Annotated in this window: 17 protein-coding genes and 1 pseudogene; 9 read left to right on the forward strand and 9 right to left on the reverse strand. The window is 69.8% G+C overall.

What is annotated here, in order from left to right:
- Window positions 1–3,357 carry a sacsin N-terminal ATP-binding-like domain-containing protein gene (locus tag ACFQ9R_RS12210; RefSeq protein ID WP_378990792.1) on the reverse strand — a complete coding sequence of 1,119 codons (3,357 nt, stop codon included), beginning with the start codon at window positions 3,355–3,357 and terminating at the stop codon, window positions 1–3.
- 812 nt (window positions 3,358–4,169) lie between these two features.
- Window positions 4,170–5,066: pseudogene (locus ACFQ9R_RS12215) on the reverse strand (DUF3027 domain-containing protein); the annotation flags it as partial.
- Between the two features lie 8 nt (window positions 5,067–5,074).
- On the opposite strand from ACFQ9R_RS12215, the gene ACFQ9R_RS12220 reads away from it, so the two are divergent.
- From ACFQ9R_RS12220 to ACFQ9R_RS12230, 3 genes are all read left to right on the forward strand, one after another.
- Complete coding sequence (locus tag ACFQ9R_RS12220; protein ID WP_378990508.1) at window positions 5,075–5,851, forward strand: glutaminyl-peptide cyclotransferase; 777 nt, start codon at window positions 5,075–5,077, stop codon at window positions 5,849–5,851.
- Between the two features lie 69 nt (window positions 5,852–5,920).
- Complete coding sequence (locus tag ACFQ9R_RS12225; RefSeq protein ID WP_378990509.1) at window positions 5,921–7,819, forward strand: MFS transporter; 1,899 nt, start codon at window positions 5,921–5,923, stop codon at window positions 7,817–7,819.
- Window positions 7,816–8,346 carry a DUF2771 domain-containing protein gene (locus tag ACFQ9R_RS12230; RefSeq protein WP_378990510.1) on the forward strand — a complete coding sequence of 177 codons (531 nt, stop codon included), beginning with the start codon at window positions 7,816–7,818 and terminating at the stop codon, window positions 8,344–8,346. Before ACFQ9R_RS12225 ends, ACFQ9R_RS12230 begins: the two co-directional genes overlap by 4 nt.
- A 57-nt stretch (window positions 8,347–8,403) precedes the next feature.
- Here ACFQ9R_RS12230 and ACFQ9R_RS12235 read toward each other — a convergent pair whose 3' ends face one another.
- Window positions 8,404–8,829, reverse strand: coding sequence for a cold-shock protein (locus tag ACFQ9R_RS12235; protein WP_358071059.1), 426 nt, complete (start codon window positions 8,827–8,829; stop codon window positions 8,404–8,406).
- A gap of 162 nt (window positions 8,830–8,991) precedes the next feature.
- Between ACFQ9R_RS12235 and ACFQ9R_RS12240 the strand changes: the two genes are divergently transcribed.
- Both ACFQ9R_RS12240 and ACFQ9R_RS12245 read left to right on the forward strand, forming a co-directional pair.
- Window positions 8,992–9,228 (forward strand): hypothetical protein, encoded by a 237-nt coding sequence (locus ACFQ9R_RS12240; RefSeq protein WP_378990511.1) that lies wholly within the window; start codon window positions 8,992–8,994, stop codon window positions 9,226–9,228.
- A 373-nt stretch (window positions 9,229–9,601) separates the two neighbouring features.
- Window positions 9,602–10,210: a transglycosylase family protein gene (locus ACFQ9R_RS12245; protein WP_378708683.1), complete on the forward strand. Its 609-nt coding sequence runs from the start codon at window positions 9,602–9,604 to the stop codon at window positions 10,208–10,210.
- Between the two features lie 65 nt (window positions 10,211–10,275).
- Here the strand turns inward: ACFQ9R_RS12245 and ACFQ9R_RS12250 are convergent, their stop codons facing one another.
- Entirely contained in the window at window positions 10,276–10,467 is a 192-nt protein-coding gene (locus ACFQ9R_RS12250; RefSeq protein ID WP_056818634.1) for a hypothetical protein, read from the reverse strand.
- Window positions 10,468–10,506: 39 nt separating this feature from the next.
- Here ACFQ9R_RS12250 and ACFQ9R_RS12255 point away from each other — a divergent pair, with 39 nt between their 5' ends.
- Window positions 10,507–12,798 carry a helicase-associated domain-containing protein gene (locus ACFQ9R_RS12255; RefSeq protein ID WP_378990512.1) on the forward strand — a complete coding sequence of 764 codons (2,292 nt, stop codon included), beginning with the start codon at window positions 10,507–10,509 and terminating at the stop codon, window positions 12,796–12,798.
- On the opposite strand, the gene ACFQ9R_RS12260 is transcribed toward ACFQ9R_RS12255, so the two are convergent.
- Window positions 12,795–13,307 carry a hypothetical protein gene (locus tag ACFQ9R_RS12260; protein WP_378990514.1) on the reverse strand — a complete coding sequence of 171 codons (513 nt, stop codon included), beginning with the start codon at window positions 13,305–13,307 and terminating at the stop codon, window positions 12,795–12,797. The genes ACFQ9R_RS12255 and ACFQ9R_RS12260 overlap by 4 nt on opposite strands.
- Before the next feature lie 116 nt (window positions 13,308–13,423).
- Between ACFQ9R_RS12260 and ACFQ9R_RS12265 the strand changes: the two genes are divergently transcribed.
- Complete coding sequence (locus ACFQ9R_RS12265; protein WP_378990793.1) at window positions 13,424–14,272, forward strand: hypothetical protein; 849 nt, start codon at window positions 13,424–13,426, stop codon at window positions 14,270–14,272.
- On the opposite strand, the gene ACFQ9R_RS12270 is transcribed toward ACFQ9R_RS12265, so the two are convergent.
- The 3 genes from ACFQ9R_RS12270 to ACFQ9R_RS12280 form a co-directional block, all read right to left on the reverse strand.
- A complete protein-coding gene (locus ACFQ9R_RS12270) occupies window positions 14,269–15,660 on the reverse strand; it encodes a M1 family metallopeptidase (protein WP_378990515.1) in 1,392 nt (463 codons plus the stop codon). The genes ACFQ9R_RS12265 and ACFQ9R_RS12270 overlap by 4 nt on opposite strands.
- Before the next feature lie 60 nt (window positions 15,661–15,720).
- Entirely contained in the window at window positions 15,721–16,386 is a 666-nt protein-coding gene (locus tag ACFQ9R_RS12275; protein ID WP_378990516.1) for a DUF3239 domain-containing protein, read from the reverse strand.
- A gap of 99 nt (window positions 16,387–16,485) precedes the next feature.
- Complete coding sequence (locus tag ACFQ9R_RS12280; protein ID WP_378990517.1) at window positions 16,486–18,153, reverse strand: DNA repair helicase XPB; 1,668 nt, start codon at window positions 18,151–18,153, stop codon at window positions 16,486–16,488.
- A gap of 325 nt (window positions 18,154–18,478) precedes the next feature.
- On the opposite strand from ACFQ9R_RS12280, the gene ACFQ9R_RS12285 reads away from it, so the two are divergent.
- Together ACFQ9R_RS12285 and ACFQ9R_RS12290 are read left to right on the forward strand one after the other, a co-directional pair.
- Window positions 18,479–19,123 carry a LysE family translocator gene (locus tag ACFQ9R_RS12285; protein WP_378990519.1) on the forward strand — a complete coding sequence of 215 codons (645 nt, stop codon included), beginning with the start codon at window positions 18,479–18,481 and terminating at the stop codon, window positions 19,121–19,123.
- Window positions 19,124–19,335: 212 nt separating this feature from the next.
- A complete protein-coding gene (locus tag ACFQ9R_RS12290) occupies window positions 19,336–19,932 on the forward strand; it encodes a trimeric intracellular cation channel family protein (RefSeq protein WP_378990795.1) in 597 nt (198 codons plus the stop codon).
- Window positions 19,933–19,986: 54 nt separating this feature from the next.
- Here ACFQ9R_RS12290 and ACFQ9R_RS12295 read toward each other — a convergent pair whose 3' ends face one another.
- The gene (locus ACFQ9R_RS12295; protein ID WP_378990520.1) at window positions 19,987–21,165 is read right to left on the reverse strand and encodes a pyridoxal phosphate-dependent aminotransferase; all 1,179 of its coding nucleotides are present in this window, start codon (window positions 21,163–21,165) and stop codon (window positions 19,987–19,989) included.
- Window positions 21,166–21,317 lie beyond the last annotated feature (152 nt).

Raw genomic sequence — 21,317 nt, forward strand, 5'->3', positions numbered from 1 at the left:
TCAGCCGCGCGGCGCCTGTACGTGGGTCACGTCGCCCTCGCACCACCACGGGACGTGGACAGTGCCCGAGATCGCCCCGCGCAGATGCACTTCGAGGGTTTCGTGCAGCACCAGCTCGCCGGTGACGTCCTGCGGCGACCACAGCTGACGCAGCACCACACCCAAAGGCTCCGCGGCCCAGGTACTTCGGCGCCCGGTGCCGAGCACCTCGGCACTGACCTCCGCCGAAACCAGCGGAAGGTCGAGCAGGGAGGCCAACGCGTCCGCGTGTGCCGTGTCGCCGACCACGAGGCGTTCCGGGGGGACAACGAGGCCGAAGCAGGGCTGGTCGAGAACCATGGCGGTACTCGCGTCGACGACGTCGCCGGACAGTGCGCGGATCTGCTCGGGCAGATCCAGTTCGCGCGGATCGAGGACGCCGGACGCGACCGCGGCGGCCAGACGGGCATTGGTTCGGGCGATCACCTCGGGGGCAGGGGATTTCGACGGATCGGCCAGCGCGTCGAGGAGTTCCTCGGCCAGCGCGGCGGACATGATGTCCGGGCGCACGAGAACGGGGCGCAGCGCATCGAGATCGGGGCCTTCGATGCCGACAGCCGCGAATACCGGTAGAAGTCCGTCGAATTCGTCGTCGTCGGGGTGGTGGAGCCGACCCAACGGAATGCCGTCGATCTGGGCGTGGCGGTGCAACCACCAGGCGGTGTAGCCGTCGCGATCGGCCAGCAGGGCACGGGTGCGCGGCTCGGACAGCAAGTGGCGCAGCGCTTGCGGCCAGCGGTCTTCGTCGACCAGGTCGAGATCGCGGACCGCGACGAGCTCGCGGGGGTCTTCGGAAAGGCTGTCCCACCAGGACTGTTCGGCGTCGAGGTCGTGATCGGGGCCGACCGGTTCCGGATCGGTGAGCACCGCGAAACCCCAGCCGACACCGATCGCGCGCAAGGCCTGCTCGCCGTACTCGGCGACGGCGGCGTCGGCGACGGTGCCGAAGGGGGCGTCGGATGCCAGAACCTCGGCGAGCGGGGCGCCGGGCAGCAGCAGTTCGTCGGCGGGGCTCAGCTCGCCTGTTTCGTCGGGCAATTCGAGTAGGCCGAGCCAGTCGGGCAGCGAGCCGTGGGAGGCGAAGGGCGCCAGCTGGAGCACCGCGGCGACCGTGTCCGGGTCGGCCGGATCCTGCTCGAGCAGATCGCGCAGGGCCGGATCGGTGAGCAGGTCATCCGAACTCGCGCTGCGGGCCCCCAGCCGACCGAGCAGCGGGTGCGTGGCGTCCGGGTGCACCAGGCGCGCCCAGTGCACCGGCACGGCCACCGTGAGCTGATCATCGAGCACCACGGTCCGCGGACCGGTGACCAGCCGCCCGTCGGTCAGCGGCACGGCCAGCGCGCCGAATTCCTCGGCGGTCCTGGTATCGACGACGAACGGTTCCAGGGCGGCGTAGAACCGCCGCCACCACCGTGGTTCACGTTCCAGTCCGCTCGTCCGCTCGGCCACCGCGGCCGGTCCGAGCCGATGGACGTCGAGCACCGCCAGCTTGTCCTGACCGGCACGGCCGGACAGCTCCGGAATCACCAGCGGTCCGGTGATCTCGGCGAGGATCGCGGCCAATTCCGGTGTGAGATCGGGAAATACGCTCGCGCGGGTGGGTGTGCTGCACGGCGCGTCCGCTGCGACCGGTTCGTAGGTGGGCTCTTCCGGGGCGAAAGGATCGCTGTGCGGTGCGGATTCACCCGAGGCGAGAGGGGATCCATCGCCGCCGGTCGCTTCGGCATCGTCGGATGCGAAGAGAGCCGCCAGATCCGGGAGGTCATCCGAAGCCGACGCGCCGCGCCCTGATCGTGTCGTGACGCCATGGCCGGATGTGCCTGGTTCGTCCGACGCGAAGAGGTCCCCGAGGTCGGGAGCGCTGTTCTGCCCGGCATCGTCGGTTCCGAAGTGTCCTGGCGGGTGGCGATTCTCAGATGAAACCGGCGAGCCGGGCTCCGGGAAGTCCGACGGATCGGCTGTGGCCTGCTCGCGCGTGGCGCACACCGGGAGCCAAGGGTTGGTACGAAGCTCGGCGATCACGGCTTCGCGGAGGATCGCGTCCGCTTCGCTGCGGGCGAAGCCGGGCGTGGGGACCAGGACGAGACGGTCCCGGGGTGGGAGCGCGCGGGCGAAATCCGCGTATCCGGAGGCCAATTCGGTGATGCGGGCGCCGGGAAGGAGGCGGCGGCGGTCGGGCTGCATCGGGATATCGGCGACCAGGATCGCGGGGAGAGAGAGTTCCTCGTCGGATCGAGTCGGGGCGCGCAGGACATCCGGGGCAGTCGCGACGGGGCGACCGTGACGGAGTGGGAGTAGCCAGCGGGCTCGGGGAGTGCGGTACTGCCACCACACTCGGCGCGCGCCGGACGGGAGGGTGATCGTCAGCTGGGAGAGGGTGCCGGGGCGGTCGGCGTGGGACACGTTGGCGTCGAGCTCGCGTGGGGCGTCACGTCCGTCGGCTGCGGCTGCGGCTGCGGCTGCGGCGTCCGCGGCTGTGGCTGTGGCTGTGGCGTCGACGGCAGCGGCTGTAGCGGTCGCATCGACGGCAGCGTCAGCGGCGGCGGCGTCTGTGGAGGCGGCGGCAGTAGCGTCGGTTGTCTGGGCGGCGTTGGAACGAATAGCGTCAGCAGGTTGGGCGTTGGTGGCGAGAACAGTTACCGCGCTGGTGAATTCGTCCGTGTCGATACGGATGCGCTGCAGGGCCGGTAGTTCCAGGAGGAGGTCGGGGGCCTCGGCTCGCATGGCGTCGAGTAGGGCCGCGAGGTCGATGTCGTCGCGCAGGTGTACGACGATCTCGGTGTCGGTGCCCGCGAGTGGGGTGGTCGGCACCGGCCAGGCCAGGCGCAGGACCGGGGGCGCGATTGTCGTCAGGTTGTCGGGGATGCCGATGCCCGTGTCGTGCAAGGCGTTCAGCGTGGCGACGCGGGAGAAGCGCAGGGATCCGGTCGTCGAGCGGACCTCGATCTCGTCGCCCACGGACCGCACCGCGGTGAAGCCGACACCGAAGCGACCGACCTGGGCGGCGCCCGCCTTTCCGGAGGCACGCAGTGCCGTCAGCGCGTGCACGCCGGAAACACTCAGCGGCGCACCGGTGTTCGCGACGTGCAGCCGCCCGTCCAGCACCCGCACGATCAGCTCACCCGCGACACCGGCCTTCGCCGCGGCGTCGGCCGCGTTCTGCGCGAGCTCGGTGAGCAGCCGGTCCCGGTAGCCCGCGGCCACCAGATCCGCCTCGCTGGCACTGTCCTCGCGTAACCGCGTCGGCGAATCCCGCCACGCGGCAAGTACTCCGGCCCGCAGCTCCGCGGTACCGAACGGGTCACCCGCTCCGTTCAGCGCGACACCGACGATCCGTGCTCGCTCAGATCAGCCGACTCCGCCGCTTCACCGGATCCCGCATCGCCCGAAACCGCAGCCTCGCCTTCAGCGGAAGCCTCCGCATCCGACACAGCAGCCTCACCCTCGACGGAAGCCTCCGCGCCCGACACCGCAGCCTCACCCTCGACGGAAGCCTCCGCGCCCGACACCGCAGCCTCACCCTCGGCGGAAGCCTCCGCGCCCGACACAGTCTCGGCGGCAGGTGCAGCCTCCGCGACCGCGTCGGCAGCAGTCGCTACCTCGTCCGATACGCCCGAAGAGCTCTCGGCATCCGAAGCGGCCGAGGTCTCAGCGGTGGCTGATTCGTCGCCGACGGCGAGTTCGGCCTCGGCGGCAGGTTCGGCCGAAACAGTCTCGGTCAGAACCCCGGTGTCCGAGGCGATTTCGGCGGTGACGACCTCATCGGCCGACTCCGGCAGGGCGCCTTCGGTGAGCGCGTGACGCTCAGCGTCCGCGGCGGCGACCGCTTCGGCCTCGGCGGTTTCCTGCCGGTCGCCTGCCTGCTCCGCCGCGGCTTCGCCGACCTCGGTCAGCGAGTCCGCGGAACTCGGCTCGGTCTCGGGGTCCGAGGTGGGCGGGACGGCGGCGACCGTTTCGGCCGCTACCTCCACGACCTCGATCGCCGGGTCGGCGGAAGTCTCGGCGACAACCTCCACGACCGTCGTCGCGGGGTCGGCGCCGGCAGGCTCGGCCTCGACCTGGTCGACCACTTCGGCCGTCGCCTGGGACGCGGTCTCCGACGCGGAGTCTTCACCGGTCGCCGGGGCCGCAGCCGCTGATGCCGAGTCCGCGCCGGTCGTCGGGACCGCTGATGCCGGGGCGTCGGCAGACATCTCCGCCGCGGCCTCTGTTGCCGAGTCCGCGCCAGCGGCCTGGGATGTGGCCTTGTCGATCGCGTCCTCGACAGCCGGGCGGACGATCTCGACGAAATCCACCGCGTGGTCGTCGAATGCCTCGTACAGCGGGGATCCGTTGCCGCTGGGTGCCACCACGTCGGAGTGGGCGCCGCAGCCGTATTCGATGTGGACGACGTGGCCGTCGGCACCCATCGCGTTGCCACAGACACCGAAGGACTCGCGCAGGGCGCCGGCCAGCGGCAGGTAGAAGCCGCACATGCCGCAGGTGCCGGGGGCGGCCTTGGCCATCTCGGTGTCGGGGCCGAACTCGGTGAACCAGCGCTGGGCGGCGTCGGCGCGGCCTTCGAGGCTGAGCACCTGGACGCGGCCGAGGCCCACCTCGCGGGCCACCTCGTCGATCACCGGATCGCCGGTGGCGACGTAGCCGGGAACGAGACGGGGGTCGTCGGCGGGGGCGGCGAGCAGGTCGCCGGGGCCGAGGTCGCCGGGGCGGACCCGCTGTTCCCACGGGACGAAGTCGGGGGCGATCAGGGCGTCGAGGGCAGGCAGCAACGCCGACTCGCTCACCGTCGCGTGGTCGGCGCCGGGGGGCGCGGCGACCACGACGGCCCACTGCCAGCCGCGGTAGCCGGGCAGGGTCGCCTCGAACCGGTGGGTGGCCGCGGTGTCGTCCTCGGCGCTCACCCCCAGATGGACTCCTACCCCGTCGGGTTCCAACGCGACGAGCGCACGACGTGCGACCTCGGCCGCGTCGGCCAGAACGGGACGCACGCCGGACTCCGAAACAGATACTGCGCTCACGGCATACATTTTGCCGTATGAAGTGCAATCGCAGTTCGTTGGCCGTCGCAGTGCTGGTCAGTGTGCTCGGCGCGGGGGCTTGTAGCGGTCCAGAGGAGCCCGGACCGACGCGGTTACGAGTCGAAGTGATCGGCTCGTCACCGCACGATCCGCAGGCCTTCACCCAGGGTCTGGAAGTGGTCGACGGCGTCCGTTACGAGAGCACCGGAATGTGGGGCGTGTCGACCGCGCGGGCCGCCGACCAGCGCACGGGCGCCGAAACAGCGCGCGTCGACCTGCCTGGTCGCGTGTTCGGCGAGGGCCTGACCAGGGCGGGCGCGATCGTGTGGCAGTTGACCTGGCAGGACGGTTTCGCCATCGCCCGCGACCCGGTCACCTTGGCCGAGACCGGTCGCGCCGACTATCAGGGTGAGGGCTGGGGATTGTGCGCACAGCCACAGCGGCTGGTGATGAGCGACGGCACCGGCACGCTCACCTTCCGCGACCCGGTGACCTTCGCGCAGACCGGTTCGGTGACGCTGTCCGGCTACCGCGATCCGAAGCCGAACGAATTGGACTGCGCGGAAGACGGCACGGTCTACGCGAACAACTACCCGACGGACGAGATTCTGCACATCGATCCCGAGACCGGCCGGATTCTCGCCGTCATCGAGGCGGGCGGACTGCTCACCCCCGCCGAACGGGCGGGCACCGATGTGCTCAACGGCATCGCTCACCTGCCCGGCACCGATCGGTTCCTGCTGACCGGCAAGTACTGGCCGCGCATGTTCGAAGTGCGTTTCGTCGGGAAATAACCCGGGTGTGGCCGACATTGCCGCGGCGCGAGTGAACACGCGCCGCCCGAGTGCGACAGAATTGGACTTGTGACTACGCCCCGCGATCCATCCGGTCCTGACCGTGGTCGCCGGGACGGTACTGCCGCCGACCCACACCCCGGCTACGGGCAGTACCCGCCGCGCGCACCGCGCAAGGTCTTCCCCCGGCCCGAACGACCGCTGCCCGCCGAGCCGCCGACGGTCCGGTCGAAAAGCCTGTTCCGACGCCACCGCCCCGTCGACCCGGCCGCCCCGACCACGCCCGTGCCGAACGCGGCGCCCGCCGGACGCACACCGGACGACTACCCCAAGCGGCGTCCGCCCTTCGACGATCGGGGCCGACCGGCCGCACCACGCGCCGAGCATCCGCACGACGGGCCGCCGGTCGACGATCGGGGCCGACCCCCTGCCCCCGGCGACGAGCAAGGACGCTCCGACCTCCCCGGGGACGACACCGGCCCGGCGGGTACCCGTCCCTTTCCTCGCGACGAAGGCGTCGACGACCAGGTCAACCAGCGCGTCCCCCGGAAACTCACCGTCACCCGCGTAGCCGCCATGCGCAGCCGCGAACTCACCGAACGCGGCATCGCCACCTTCCAGCGCGCCGCCAAGGCCGACGGCGCCGACCAGTCCGGCCTGACCGCGCTCACCTACGCCACCATGGCGAACTTCGCGCTCGACGCCGCGATCGCGGTCGCCCTGGCCAACACCCTGTTCTTCGCCAGCGCCACCGCCGAATCCAAAACCAAGGTGGCCCTGTACCTGCTGATCACCATCGCGCCGTTCGCGCTGATCGCGCCGCTGATCGGCCCGCTGCTCGACCGGCTGCAACGCGGACGCAGGCTCGCGCTGGCGACAACCTTCGGCCTGCGCGCGGGCTTCGCGCTGCTGTTGATCTTCAACATCGACACCTGGGGCCTGTATCCGCTGGCCCTGTGCATGATGGTCGGCTCGAAATCCTTCGCCGTGCTCAAGAGCGCGGTGACGCCACGCGTGCTCCCACCGGATATCGACCTGGTGCGTACCAATTCCCGGCTGACCGTGTTCGGCCTGGTCGGCGGCACCATCGGCGCGGGCGCCCTGGCCGCGCTCACCGCCCTGATCGCGGGTTCCACCGGCGCGTTGATCTTCGCCACCGGCATCGCCGTCGCGGGGGTGTTCCTCAGCTTGCGTATTCCGCGCTGGGTCGAGGTGACCGAGGGAGAGGTCCCCGCGACGCTGACCTACCACGGCCCCGACGCGCACACCGAGGTTATCCACCGCGGCGAGCAGTCCGCGGTGCCGCCGCGCAAACGGCGTCAGCCGCTGGGCCGCGCCGTGGTGACCGGCCTGTGGGGCAACAGCTCGATTCGCGTGCTCACCGGCTTCCTCACCTTCTACATCGCCTTCGTCGCCAAGGGATCGGGCGGCAGTCCCAGCGAACAGGCGGCGATGCTCGGCCTGGTCGGCGCCGCGGCGGCCATCGGCAACTTCGGCGGCAACGCGACCGGCGCCCGGCTGCAATTGGGCAGGCCGTCGCCGGTGGTGCTCGGCTGCACCGGCGCGTGCGCGGTGGTCGCGCTGTTCGCCGCGTTCACCGGGAATCTGTTCGGCGCCGCCGTAGCCGCACTGGTGGCCTCCGCGGCCAGCGCGCTCGCGAAGGTCTCCCTCGATGCCGCCATCCAGGACGATCTCCCGCCGGAATCGATCGCGTCCGGGTTCGGACGCTCGGAGACCGTGCTGCAACTGAGCTGGGTCGTCGGCGGGGCGGCCGGCGTGCTGATGCCGATCGAATACTGGAAGGGTTTCGCCTTGATCAGCGTGATCCTGCTGGCCGGACTGCTCCAGACGTTCGTCAGCTATACCGGGCACTCGCTGCTGCCGGGTCTGGGCGGCAACCGCCCCCAGCACGTCGAGCAGGAAGTGCCCAACACCCATCCGAGAGGGACAGGAGACCCCACCTGGTGAGCAAGCTCAACGCTCGAACGATCGTCGCGCTGGTCGCGGCCGGACTGTTCGCGGTCGTCGCGGTGACCGCGGTGTGGGTGGGGGTGGCGGTATCGAAGGCGCCCGCGCACACCCCGCAGCTCACCGCGTACGCGCACGGCACGACCATCACTGTCGACCCGTTCATGTACTGCACGGTGCGGATGGAGAATTGCCGGTACGGCGAGACCACGCCGCTGGAGGTCCCCGCCGGTGAACCCGTACAGCTCTCGCTGCCCGACGCGGTCGCCGAATCGCCCTGGCTCATCCAGCTGATCTACCAGCGCCCCAGCGGCGAGCAGCTGGACCGGGTGCTCAGCTTCGCCGACTACCCGGACCGCGCCAGGGCACTCACCATCGAGTCGAAGCCGGAACCGGACCTGCGCCTGATCGGCATCGAAGTGCAGCTGCCGATCCTGGCCCGTGACATCGCCACCGGGCAGGAAAGCTATATCCCGCACGCCGCCTGGTCGATCGTCACTCCCGAGCCCGAACCTCGCGAGTCCTGAGCCCGAAACGGAACCGGCCCCGAACGACATTCGTTCGGGGCCGGTTTCGCGAAACCGTCAGTGGTCGAGTTCGCGAGCCACGGCCCGCACGACCTCGGAAATACGCTGGGACATCTTGCGATCCGGGTACTTGCCCCGCCGCAGATCCGGCTGCACGGTGCTCTCCAGCAGCGTGATCATGTCCTCGACCAGTCCGTGCAGTTCGTCGGGCGACTTGCGCGGCCCGGCGTCCTTGCGTGCGGGCGCCTGCCCACGGTCACGATCGCGGGCGACGGTCGGCGGCGCCTCGAGCACCGTCACGCTGAGCGCCTGCGGCCCACGGCGACCGGCGGCCATGCCGAATTCGACACGCTGTCCGGGCTTGAGTCCCTCGACGCCCTCGGGCAGCGCGGACGAGCGGACATAGACGTCCTCGCCCTCGTCTTGAGACAGGAAGCCGAAGCCCTTCTCGACGTCGTACCACTTCACCCGGCCGGTCGGCACTGCGCTCACCCGTTCATCATTCGGCACCCGAACCCTTGTGGCCCGGGTTACACAATCTTGCTTGTCGCGAAAAGAACGCGCCCCCCAACAAGGCGGGACGCGATGTGCTGCGAGTCTACCCCGGTGGCTATATCGCGAGCACATCAGTTTTACGGTTCATCGGTGACGAATTCACCAGATCCGGCCTCGCCCGGTCCGCGACGCTCCGGCGATCGCCTGCTGCACGTGGCCCTCGTCCTGTTCGGTACCGGAATTCTGGCGGTGATCGCGATCTTCGTGACGCCGATCGTGTCCGACAGCGATCCGGGGCTGTGGCTCTACGGCCTGGCGATGCTCGCACCCGTCGGCTTCCTGCTCGCGCTGGTTTTCGCGTTGTGGTCGGGCCGACGCGCGCGTTGACGCGTCAACCGAATACCCCACCGAATATCATCCAGCCAAACATGTGACCTTCGTCACATAACGGCGCGGTCACGAAGTGAGCGCACAGCTGTCGCGCACATTCGGCACCGCGACTACCTGCGCGGACACATCAGGGATCACCCTGAGACGACCCCGAGACCCACCGGGACCCGCCGGTTACCAAATAGTGACATTCGCCGCTGACCGTCGTACCGTTTCTCTCAGCCGGGGTAACCCCCGGAACCACCGGCCCGCCGCACCGAACCTCACCCCGCGGGTACCGGACCCCGATTGGAAACAAGGGATGAGGGCGGACCGGGAGACCTCTCAGTCCGGGCCACATGCAGGTGCGAACGAGAGGAAGAAACCCGATATGAGTGGACGCCACCGCAAGCCGACTTCCACCGGGCGCACTGCTGCCAAGGTCGCCGTCACCGGCGCGATCTTCGGCACCGCAGCCGCTGCCCTCGCAGGAAACGCCAGCGCGGCCCCTGACTCCGACTGGGATCGCCTCGCACAGTGTGAAGCCGGCGGCAACTGGGGTATCAACACCGGCAACGGTTTCCAGGGTGGGCTGCAGTTCTCGCCCTCCACCTGGACCGCACACGGCGGTGGCGAGTACGCCGCCTCCGCCAACCAGGCCACCCGCGAACAGCAGATCGTGGTCGCCGAAAAGGTTCTCGCTTCCCAGGGTTGGGGCGCTTGGCCCTCCTGCTCCTCGCAGCTGGGTCTGAGCAGCGGACCGTCCGAGCGTGTCGCTCCCTCGGCGCCGAGCTGGGCTCCTCAGGTCACCGTGCCGCAGGTCCAGGATCCGAGCCAGGAAGTGTTCTCGGCCGTCGACCGCGCACTCACCGTCGTGCAGCAGCAGGGCATCGCCGTGCCGCAGCAGGCTCTCGACTTCGTCAACTCCGCCAAGGGTTCTCAGCTGGACCCGGCCGTGATCGACTTCTTCCAGGCGAACAAGGGTCTGCTGCCCTCCTGATCGCCCGCATACACAACAAGAGCCCGCATCCTCGAGGATGCGGGCTCTTGTCTTTCTCGTCCGAATTACACCCGGTTGATGGTGGTCTGGGGGTGTACGTACGGCAGCGTCGCGGCCGGGACGGGAAACTCGGTGTCCTCACCGAAAGGCGAGAGATTACCGGCGCGGGTCGACGACAGTTCGGTCACGGCGTGCTCGCCGTCGGCCACCTCGGGCCAGCCGTTGTCGACGTAGGGTTTCTTCGATTTGTTCACCACCGGCTCATTCTGGCATACCCAACCACGTAGGCTCGATCGGTGATCGCGACAGACTCTCTCGCCGATTGGCTCGGTGCGCGCACCGATGCCCAGCTGGTGAAATTGCTGCAGTTGCGGCCCGACCTGGCGGTACCACTGCCCGCGTCGATGTCGGTGCTCGCCGTGCGCGCTCAGCAGCGCGCATCGGTGTTGCGTGCCGCCGACGATCTGGACACCCTCGAGTTCGCGATCATCGAGGCGCTGACGGCCAACGAGGACGCCCGCACGATCGGCGCCGAACTCACGCCGCTGACTCGCACCACCCTGCACGCGCAGCTCAAGGATCGCGTCACCAAGACCGCGCTCACCGCCGCGCTGACCCGCCTGCTCGACCGCGCCCTCGTGTGGCAGATCGGCGACGACCTCGACCTCACACCCAGCGCCGCCGAAGCCCTGCCCTGGCCGCTGGGCGCGACGACAGCGCTGCCCGACGCGCTCACCGAGCCCGAGGTAGCGGCCGCGCTGGCTACGGCGAGCCCGCCCGAACGCGCGCTGCTGGACAAACTCGCCACCACCGGCCCCCGCGGTCGCACCAGGGACGCCGCACCCGGCACCGATCCTGCCCGGCCCGTGCCGCGCCTGCTCGCCGCCCGGCTGCTGCACCGGATCGACGACGAGACCGTGGAGTTGCCCGTCACCGTGGGCCAGATTCTGCGCGGCGAACCCGTCACCGACCCGCACGCGCTCGCCCCACCCAAACCCACGCTCGTCAAGAACGCCGCCACCGAGGTGAACGCCGTCGGCGCGGGTGAAGTCGGCGAACTGCTGCGCGATGCGGGCGACCTCATCGACGCGCTCGGCGCGCTGCCCGCCCCCGCCCTGCGCGCGGGCGGACTCGGCGTGCGCGAACTGCGCAGGCTGGCCAAGCAGACCGGCATCGACGAACAACGCACCGGCCTGCTGCTCGAATTGCTGGCCGCCGCGAAACTCGTCGAGAAGGGCCTGCCCGAACCGACCCCCGACCTCGACTCCACCGACGACTTCTGGGCCCCGACGCCCGCCGCGGATTCCTGGCTCGACGCCCCGCCCGCGACCCGCTGGGTGACACTCGCGCAGGCGTGGCTGGAGCTGGATCGGATGCCGTGGATGATCGGCCTGCGCGACGCCGCCGACAAGCCGATCGCGGCCCTGTCCGCGGAGCTGCGCGTGCCCCATGCGGTGCGCGATCGTGCGGCGATCCTCGGCCTGCTCGCCGAGTATCCGACCGGTACCGCGGTGACTCCCGCCGACATCGGCAAACTGCTGGCTTGGCGAATGCCACGCCGGCGCAGGCATTTCCGCCTCGATGCCGTCACCGCGACCCTCGCCGAGGCGGCAGTCGTCGGCCTGCTCGGCCGTGGCGCCCTCGACTCGGCGGGCCGGGCCCTGCTGCACGGTTCTGTCGCCGACGCCGAATCGGAAATGGCCGCGGCGCTGCCGAAACCGGTCGACCACGTCCTGGTCCAGGCCGACCTCACGGTGATCGCCCCCGGTCCGCTGGTACCGGAACTGCGCGCCAAGATCGCCTTGGTCGCCGATGTCGAATCAGCGGGCGCCGCAACCGTGTACCGGGTCAGCGACGCCACGGTCCGCCGCGCGCTCGACGCCGGCCTCACCGCCGCCGAACTGCACGCGTTGTTCGCCACCCACTCCCGCACTCCCGTGCCGCAGTCGCTGACCTATCTCATCGACGACGTCGCGCGTCGCCACGGCCAGCTCAGGGTGGGCATGGCCCAGTCGTTCCTGCGCAGCGACGACCCGGCGCTGCTGGCCCAGGTCCTCGCCGCACCCGTGGCCGAAACCCTGGCGCTGCGCGCTATCGCCCCCACCGTGGCGATTGCCCTGGCGCCCCTGGCCGAGATGCTCGACCAGCTCCGCAAGGCGGGCTTCGCCCCCGCGGGCGAGGATTCCGGCGGCACCATCGTCGACCTGCGTCCCCGCGGCGCGCGGATTTCGGTCCGCCCGCTGGCCCGCAGGCCTTACCGCCCGACCCCACCGAACGACGACCAGCTCGCCCAGCTGGTCACCGAACTCCGCGCGGGTGAACGCGCCGCGGGCGCCCGCACCGGTCGCTCGGTGCGCACCGACGGCACCCGCACCGGCACCGCGGCCACCCTCGCGCTGCTCCAGCTGGCGGCGAGGGTCGGCCGACCGGTGAACATCGGCTACGTGGACGCCCAGGGCGTGGCCACCCAGCGGGTGGTCGAGCCGCTGCGGGTAGGCAACGGCCAACTGGACGCGGTGGACCCGGTGAGCGGGGCGACCCGCCATTTCACCCTCCACCGCATCGCGTCGGTGGCCCTGCTCGATTAGGGCTTGGCCAGGCAGAAGGTCGTCTTCGGGTCGGGAACCGTCCGGAACTGCGTGGCGTCCGCGCCACACAGCAGTTCGTCGGTCTGCCCGTCGATCCGCTTGACCACCTTGAACGAAGCCTCGGCCGCCGTACAGTCGACCGACTCCGCGGGCCGCTTCCCCGCCTCCGCGTAGCAGCTGCCTTCGGCGAAATTCGGCGCCAGGCACAGCGTGCTCTTCGCGTCCCCGACCGTGCCGTTGAACGCGGCGTTGTCGGCGGCGCAGTCTGCCCCGACCTTCACGATCCGGTAGTTCGACTTCGCCGACGAGCAGTCGCCGACCGTCGCCTTCATCGCGTCGGCAGCGTTGTCACTGACCTCCACGCACGACCCCACCGCGACAGCACCGGCCGACGACGAATCATCGGAGGAGCACGAAACCACCGCTCCGACCAGGGCCATCGCGGCCACCGGCCCGAGCACGATCCGCGCCAACAGCCGCTTCTCCGGGAAAATCACTGAAAACCTCACTCACCGAACGGTTCAGGGTGAACACAACCGCCGGTGACGATACCCAAGTGCCCCGCGCCCGCGCTCCCCCGTAGCGCAACCTGTCTACCATCACAAAGATGACCCTCGACGACAAGATGACCCTCGACGACGTCGCAGGCGAGCTGTACACCCTCGACCCCGGCGACTTCGTGTCGACCCGCGCCGAACGCGCCGCCCAGGCCCGCGCCGACGGCGACCGCGACCTGGCCAAAGCCATCACCGCCCTGCGCAAACCCACGGTCGCGGCCTGGACGGTGAACCTGCTGGCCCGGCACGCACCGCAGGAGATCGCCGCCCTGCTCGATCTGGGCGACGCCCTGCGGTCGGCCCAGCGTCAGCTCTCCGGCGACAAGCTGCGCGCTCTGGGCAGCCAGCGTCAACAGGTCGTGAACGCGATGACCAAGCGCGCCGCCGAACTGGCCGCCGAGCACGATCGCCCGGCGAGTGAACAGGTGCTGCGCGAGATCGGTCAGACCCTCACCGCGGCGCTGGCCGACCCCGATGTCGCCGATCTGGTTCGCGCCGGAGTGCTGCCCACCACGGTCACCTATGACGGCTTCGGCCCGGCCGGTCTGGTCGCGATCACCGGCGGCAAGGCCACCCCCAAGCGTGCGAGCAAACCCCGCTCGGCCCCGAAGGACACCGAAGCCGAGCGTCGCGCGCAGGCCCAGCAGGAACTCGACGACGCCGAATCCGGCCTGGCAGCCGCCCGCACCGATCGCGACGAGGCCGAAGCCGCTGCCACGCAGGCGAAGTCCGACCTCGACGAGATCGAAACCCGCATCGCCGAACTCCGCGCCGAACTCGAGCACGCGGAGCAGCAACGCCACTTCGCCCACACCGCCGAACATCGAGCGCGCGGCGAATTCACCGCCGCGCGTAGTCAATTCGATCGCATGCAGCGCTGGGTCGAGCGCGCCCGCGCTCGGCTCACCGACGACTAGGGGTGCAGGGTGCCCGGGTAGAGGAACGCGTCGCGCGGCGGTCTCGTCCCGTCCAGCCATTCGGCCAGGAACTCGCCCAGCGGCATCGAGGTCCGGCTCTGCAGGAACTCCCGGAACTCCGGCATCGAGGCGTGGCCGTCGCGATGCGCGTTCACGAAATCCTTGATCGCGGCGAAGAACACGTCCTCACCGAGCAACTTGCGAAGGGCGTGCAGGAACAGCGGCCCGCGATAGTAGACGGACGTGAATTCGTCGCCCGCGCCCGGCGCGGCCAGCGCGATCTTCCAGAACTTGGGATCGTCGAGGTGTTGCGCGATGGTCTCGCGATACTCGGTGTCCACATCGGCATGGTCGATCCGCTCCGGCCACAGGTAGTCGGCGGTGTAGCTGGCGAAGCATTCGTTGAGACAGATGTCGGACCAGTGCCGCACCGACATGGTGTCGCCCCACCACTGATGGGCCAGCTCGTGCACCACGGTGTTCAGATCGGTCCACGGCGCGTAGGTCGGCCGGGTCTGGGTCTCCAGCGAGAACGGCAGCTCGGTATCCACATAGATCCCACCGGCCACATCGAACGGGTATGGACCGTAGAGACTTTCGAGGAAGTCGAGGATTTCGGGCAGCCGCTGCTCGTCTTCGCGATTGCCGTCGGATTCCGGCGCGAACGCGCTCAGCACCGCGGTGCCGTTCGCGCGCCGCTGTTCGAGGAAGGTGAAGTGGTCCACCGCGACCGTGGTCAGGTAGCCGATCGTGGGCTGTCGTGTCTCCCACGTGGTGTGCAACCGACCGTCGCGCACCACGTGCTCGGTGCGGTCGCCGATCGACATGACCTCCCAGTCGGCGGGCACCGTGGCGTGCAGCGTGAAGGTCGCCTTGTCCAAGGGGGTGTCGTTGAGCGGGTACCAGGTGCTCGCGCTGTGCGGCTCGCCGACGGCGAACGCACCACCGTTGGGCGCGTGCGTCCACCCTTCGCCCTCGGTGTCGGCGGCCGCGCCGGCGTAGTCGACGATGACCCGCATCGGCAGACCCGGCGGCAGCGGTAGCAGTGGCGTGACCACGAGCTCGTGCTCACCGTCGTGCGCGAACCCCGCGGGCTGACCGTTGACGGTCACCATCAGCACCTCGGGTCCGCTGTAGTCGAGGTTGAACTGTGCCAGCGGCTGGGTGACGCGGCCGTCGATGCGGGCCGTGCCGCGCAGATGGTGAGCACCGGGTTCGTAGTCGATCGACACGTCGTAGTGGGTGACGTCGTAGCCGCCGTTCCCATCCAGCGGATAGTACGGATCACCCAGCCCCGGAGCCCCGATCAGGGCCGAATCCGCCGCTACCGGCGGAACTCCCAGCGCCACCAGCGCGAACACCACGCACAACCCGGCCGACCAGCGCATGTCGCGGACACCTTTCGTCGACCGGATCGCACGAACCGAACCATCGTCGCAGGTGCGCGGCTAGCCCAGGTCGGAGGGCAGGTGCTGTGGGTCGAGCAGCAGGCGCTTGGTCGCGGTGCGTTTCACCCGCGATGCCAGCGCCAGGTTCTGTGTGAGCAGCCGCCATTCGACCTCGTTGATGGCGTCGCACGCCCGCTCGATCACCGCGTCGTCGCGCGTGCCCCAGGCGATCGGCATGGCGGTGACCAGCTGCCAGCGTTCGCCGACCTGGCGCGGAGCACGGTCGGTGCGCACCGCGACGGCGGGCACCCGTTCACCCGGCCGCGGCGCGTGTCCGGGCAGCGTGCGCACCTTGCGGGTGATCAGGGCCCAACTGCGCTCCGGCGCAGCGGGTTCGGCGATATCGACCAGGGCGAGCAACACGATGGCGCCCGGTTCGGCATCGCTGACGACGGCGGGGACGAGCACACCGTCGTGGTAGAGCTTTTCGATGCTGGAGCGATGCGGCGTCCACAACGCCACCCACAGCGCGATGCCCGCGATGAGCACGCACACCACCGCGAGCAGAAATCCCCACGCCTGTCCGCTCCACACCAGCGCCACCGTGGCCGCGACGGCGAGACCGGCGACCAGCAGGGCCACCAGGCGCAACCTGCGTAATCCGGTGAACGTCTCGTTCACCGCATGAGCGTGTTCACGGTCGACCACGAATTCGAAGCGGCGCACGCCTTCCTTCCTAGCACAAGTTGCGGAGGAATTGCCTCCACTTATCTGCCGAGGGGATCACACACCGCACGCTACCCCCCTTTGACCTGGCGAACAGTGCTACACGCCGTCCCCGATCGGCGGGCCGAGCAGGTCGTCGGCGTCGACGATGCGGTAGGCATAGCCCTGTTCGGCCAGGAAGCGCTGCCGGTGCGCGGCGTATTCGGCGTCGAGCGTGTCGCGCGCTACCACCGAATAGAAATGCGCCTGTCCCCCATCCTGTTTCGGCCGCAACAGCCGGCCGAGGCGCTGGGCCTCTTCCTGCCGGGAACCGAAGGTGCCCGAAACCTGCACCGCCACCGAGGCTTCCGGCAGATCGATGGAGAAGTTGGCGACCTTGCTCACCACCAGCACGGGGATCTCACCGGAGCGGAAGGCGTCGAACAGCGCCTCGCGTTCCCTGTTCTTGGTGGCGCCGGTGATGACCGGGGCGTTCAGGTCGACGCCCAGCTCGTCGAGCTGATCCAGGTAGGCGCCGATCACCAGGGTCGGCGCACCCTGGTGCCGGGCCAGGATGGACTCGACCACCGGGATCTTGGTGCGCGCGGTGGAACACAGCTTGTAGCGTTCCTCGGGCTCGGCGGTGGCGTAGGCCATCCGCTCCGCGTCGGTGAGCGTCACCCGCACCTCGACGCAGTCGGCCGGTGCGATCCAGCCCTGCGCCTCGATGTCCTTCCACGGCGCGTCGTAGCGCTTCGGGCCGATCAGCGAGAACACATCGCCCTCGCGACCGTCCTCACGCACGAGCGTGGCGGTGAGACCGAGCCTGCGGCGCGACTGGAGGTCGGCGGTCATCCGGAAGACCGGCGCGGGCAGCAGGTGCACCTCGTCGTAGATCACCAGGCCCCAGTCGCGGCTGTCGAACAGCTCGAGGTGCTTGTACTCGCCTTTCGACTTGCGCGTGATGACCTGGTAGGTGGCGATGGTGACCGGACGGATCTCCTTGCGCTCGCCGGAGTATTCGCCGATCTCCTCCTCGGTGAGCGTGGTCCGCGCCAGCAGCTCGCGCCGCCACTGCCTGCCCGCCACGGTATTGGTGACCAGGATCAGCGTCGTCGCCTTGGCTTTGGCCATCGCGGCCGCGCCGACCATCGTCTTGCCCGCGCCGCACGGCAGCACGACCACGCCGGAACCGCCCGCCCAGAACGAATCGGCGGCCATCTCCTGGTAGTCGCGCAGGTGCCACTTGCCCTCGGTGTAGTCGAGGCCGATGTCGTGCGCCTCGCCGTCCACATAACCGGCCAGGTCCTCCGCGGGCCAGCCGATCTTCAGCAGCATCTGCTTGATGTGGCCGCGCTCGGACGGGTGCACGATCACGGTGTCGTCGTCGATGCGGGCGCCGAGCATGGGTGCGATCTTCTTGTGCCGCAGCACTTCCGCGAGGACCGCGCGATCCAGGCTGACCAGGCACAACCCGTGCGCGGGATGTTTGACCAGCTGCAACCGGCCGTAGCGGCCCATCGTGTCGACGATGTCGACCAGCAGCGGCTGGGGCACGGCGTACCGCGAGAAGTTCACCAGCGCGTCGACGACCTGCTCGGCATCGTGGCCCGCCGCGCGGGCGTTCCAGAGCGCCAGCGGCGTGATCCGGTAGGTGTGCACATGCTCGGGTGCGCGTTCCAGCTCCGCGAACGGCGCGATGGCCTGCCGGGCGTTACCTGCCAGCTCGTGGTCGACCTCGAGCAGCAGAGTCTTGTCACTTTGCACGATCAGCGGACCGTCGGTCACTGGACTCCTTTGCGGCCGGGGCCGCGGGTTCGGGGCGCCTGTATCCCCTCGATTCAGCACTCGAGACTCGCGCCTGCGGCGCATGCGCTTCGAGCGCTGATCGAGGGGGCGGCCCCGAACGGGCTCGTAAGACTCGCCCTGTGCGGGGTTGCGTTCGGCCTTGATGCTCTGAGTTGGTGTGCCGTGCCCTGATGGGCGGCTCGTTCGATTGTACGGACCCGGTCCGACATGGTCGGTACGGCGATTGCGCGCGAGCGGTGAGACGGGTCCAGCAGGTGCCGACTGGACCGCGACACAGCATCGCTGACCGGGGCAAACTCGGTGCATGCTTCAGACAACGGCGGTTCTCGGGGTCGCGGCGGCGGCGCTCGGCATGGTGCTGACGCCGGGACCGAACATGATGTATCTGGTCTCGCGCACCGTCGCGCAGGGTCGCCGGGCGGGGATGATCTCGCTGATGGGGGTCGCGGCGGGCTTCGGTGTGTACCTGATGGCGGCCGCGGCGGGGATCACGGCGGTGTTCGCTGTTGTTCCCGGGTTGTATCTGGTGGTGAAGCTGGCGGGGGCGGCGTATCTGCTGTGGCTGGCCTGGCAGGCGATCCGGCCGGGTGGGGTGTCGGTGTTCGCGCCCGCCGACCTGCCGCACGACCCCGCACGGCGCCTGTTCACGATGGGGTTGGCCACCAACCTGCTCAATCCGAAGATCGCGATCATGTACATGGCGCTGATCCCCCAGTTCGTCGACCCCGCTCGCGGCGCCCTCTGGTTGCAGAGCCTGTCGCTGGGCGCCATCCAGATCACGGTCGCCCTCACGGTCAACGCCATGATCGTGCTCGGCGCCGCGGGCCTGGCCACCTTCCTCACCGCCCGCCCCCTCTGGCTGCGCACCCAGCGCTACCTCATGGGCACCGCTCTCGGCACCATCGCCGTCCTGCTCGCCACCGACAAGGCCCGCCCCACCCCCGCCTGAGGTGCGTGCCGCCGCCGCATCCCCACGCGAAATCGGATCGCCACCAGCGGGTGGGCCGGTCGCCGTCGCCGAGCGCCTGCGTGTCACGCTGCTTCGGAGCAGCGAGGCGGAAGGATTGCGTGGTGAGCGTTGGTGTGCTGGTGACGGCGTTGGCCGGGCCTTCGGTCAGCGAGCTGGACTCGGCCGTGAACGCGGTGCATCGGGGCGGCGAGATGATGGGGGTGATCTCCTTCGCCGCGTCGGGTGCGCTGGTCGCGGTGCGCAAGCGGCTCGATCTGTTCGGGATGGTGGTGCTGGCGTGTGCGACCGCGCTCGGCGGCGGCATCGTGCGTGACCTGCTGATCGGGCGGACTCCCCCGGCCGCGTTCACCGACCTGACCTATCTGTCCGCGTCGATAGTCACCGCGCTGGTCCTGTACTTCATCGCGCCCTCGCGCCGGCTCACCAAGGGACCGCTCGAGATCGCCGACGCGATCGGGCTCGGGCTGTTCTGCGTCACCGGGACCGTGATCGCCGACTCGGCCGGGCTCGGCGCCCCCACCGCCGCCCTGCTCGGCATGACGACCGCCATCGGTGGCGGCGTGATCCGCGATGTGCTCAGTGGCGAGGTGCCCACCGTCCTACGCCCGGACCAGGACCTCTACGCGATTCCGGCCCTGTTCGGCGCGGCCGCGACCGCCGCGCTGCTCTCGTTCGACCTGTACCGAGCCTGGACCGGGCTCCTCGCCGCAGCGGCGGCGGTGGGGTTCCGGCTGCTGGCCCGCCGCTATCGGTGGCACGCACCGCTGGCCCGCCACGCGCGCGACTGACCCGTCCCGTCGGCCGGTCGTTTCCCGGTGGAGCGGCTCATCGACGGCACCGGGTCAGGGCACCGTGGTGTCGGCGCGGAGCCGGCGGATGCCTTCGTCGATCGTCTCGTCGCGCTTGCTGAAGGTGAAGCGCACCAGGTGTTTCCAGTCCGCCGGGCGATCGGCGAAGACGCTCACCGGCACGGCGGCGACGCCGAGCCGGGCCGGGAGTTCGCGGCAGAACGCCAGTCCATCGTCGGCGCCGAGCGCTCGGATGTCGGCGCAGACGAAGTAGCCGCCGTCGCTGGCCGAGACCGTGAAACCGGTGTCGCGCAACGCCCGCGAAAGCCGCGTTCGCTTGTCCGCCAACCCGGCACGCTGGGCGAGCACCCAGTCCGATTCCTCGTTGATCGCGTACGCGACGGCGGGCTGGAACGGCCCGCCGCCGACGAAGGTGAGGAACTGTTTGGCCGCGAGCACACCGTCGAGCAGCGGCGCGGGCGCGCACGCCCACCCGATCTTCCACCCCGTGACATTGAACGTCTTCGCCGCGCTGGACACCACCACCGTCCGCTCACGCATCCCGGGCAGCGTGGAGATGCTGATGTGCTCGGTGCCGTCGTAGACGAGGTGCTCGTACACCTCGTCGGCCAGCACGAGCAGATCGTGCTCGACAGCCAACTCTGCGATCGCGGTGAGGTCGGCGCGGTCGAGCACGGCGCCGGTGGGATTGTGCGGCGAATTGATCATCAACATGCGGGTTTTCGAGGTGAACGCGGCCCGCAGACTGTCCAGGTCGAGCACGAATCGGTCGCCGTCGGGCACCAGGCGAGCTGTTCGTCGCCGCGCGCCCGCGAGCGCGATCGCGGCGGCGTAGGAGTCGTAGTACGGCTCGATCAGCACCACCTCTTGATCGGGCTCGACCAGACCGAGCACGGCGGCGCTGATCGCCTCGGTCGCGCCGACGGTCACCAGAATCTCGGTGGCCGGGTCGTAGGCGGTGCCGAAGCGGCGCGCTCGGTCGTCGGCGATCGCCTGCCGCAGCACCGGCATCCCGCGGCCGGGCGGGTACTGATTGAGGCCGTCGGCGATGGCCGCGCGCGCCACCTCGAGCATGCCGGCGGGTCCGTCGGTATCGGGAAAGCCCTGGCCCAGATTCACCGCGTCGTGGCGGACGGCCAGTTCGGTCATCTCGGCGAAGATGGTCGATCCGAAGGGGCGCAGGCGGGCGACGGTGGGCGGCACAGGCGGCATCTCCGCAGCGTATCCCACTATTCGGCGACGTTGCCCAGCGATAGCGAACACGTATGTTTCACAAACGTTTTCCTGCTTTGACCTGCGCTATTGTGCGTTTCCCCAACCTCAGCTAGCCTCGCCGTGTTCTACCTCACACACCACTGCGTGGT

It is taken from the genome of Nocardia sp. NPDC056541, assembly GCF_042794235.1.
Classification (GTDB): domain Bacteria; phylum Actinomycetota; class Actinomycetes; order Mycobacteriales; family Mycobacteriaceae; genus Nocardia.

Bases quoted from the DNA above. Each gene is read 5' to 3' on its own strand.
- ACFQ9R_RS12220 (WP_378990508.1), top strand. From the start codon at position 5,075: ATGAAGTGCAATCGCAGTTCGTTGGCCGTCGCAGTGCTGGTCAGTGTG.
- ACFQ9R_RS12245 (WP_378708683.1), top strand. From the start codon at position 9,602: ATGAGTGGACGCCACCGCAAGCCGACTTCCACCGGGCGCACTGCTGCC.
- ACFQ9R_RS12265 (WP_378990793.1), top strand. From the start codon at position 13,424: ATGACCCTCGACGACGTCGCAGGCGAGCTGTACACCCTCGACCCCGGC.
- ACFQ9R_RS12270 (WP_378990515.1), bottom strand. From the start codon at position 15,660: ATGCGCTGGTCGGCCGGGTTGTGCGTGGTGTTCGCGCTGGTGGCGCTG.
- ACFQ9R_RS12285 (WP_378990519.1), top strand. From the start codon at position 18,479: ATGCTTCAGACAACGGCGGTTCTCGGGGTCGCGGCGGCGGCGCTCGGC.
- ACFQ9R_RS12290 (WP_378990795.1), top strand. From the start codon at position 19,336: ATGATGGGGGTGATCTCCTTCGCCGCGTCGGGTGCGCTGGTCGCGGTG.
- ACFQ9R_RS12295 (WP_378990520.1), bottom strand. From the start codon at position 21,165: ATGCCGCCTGTGCCGCCCACCGTCGCCCGCCTGCGCCCCTTCGGATCG.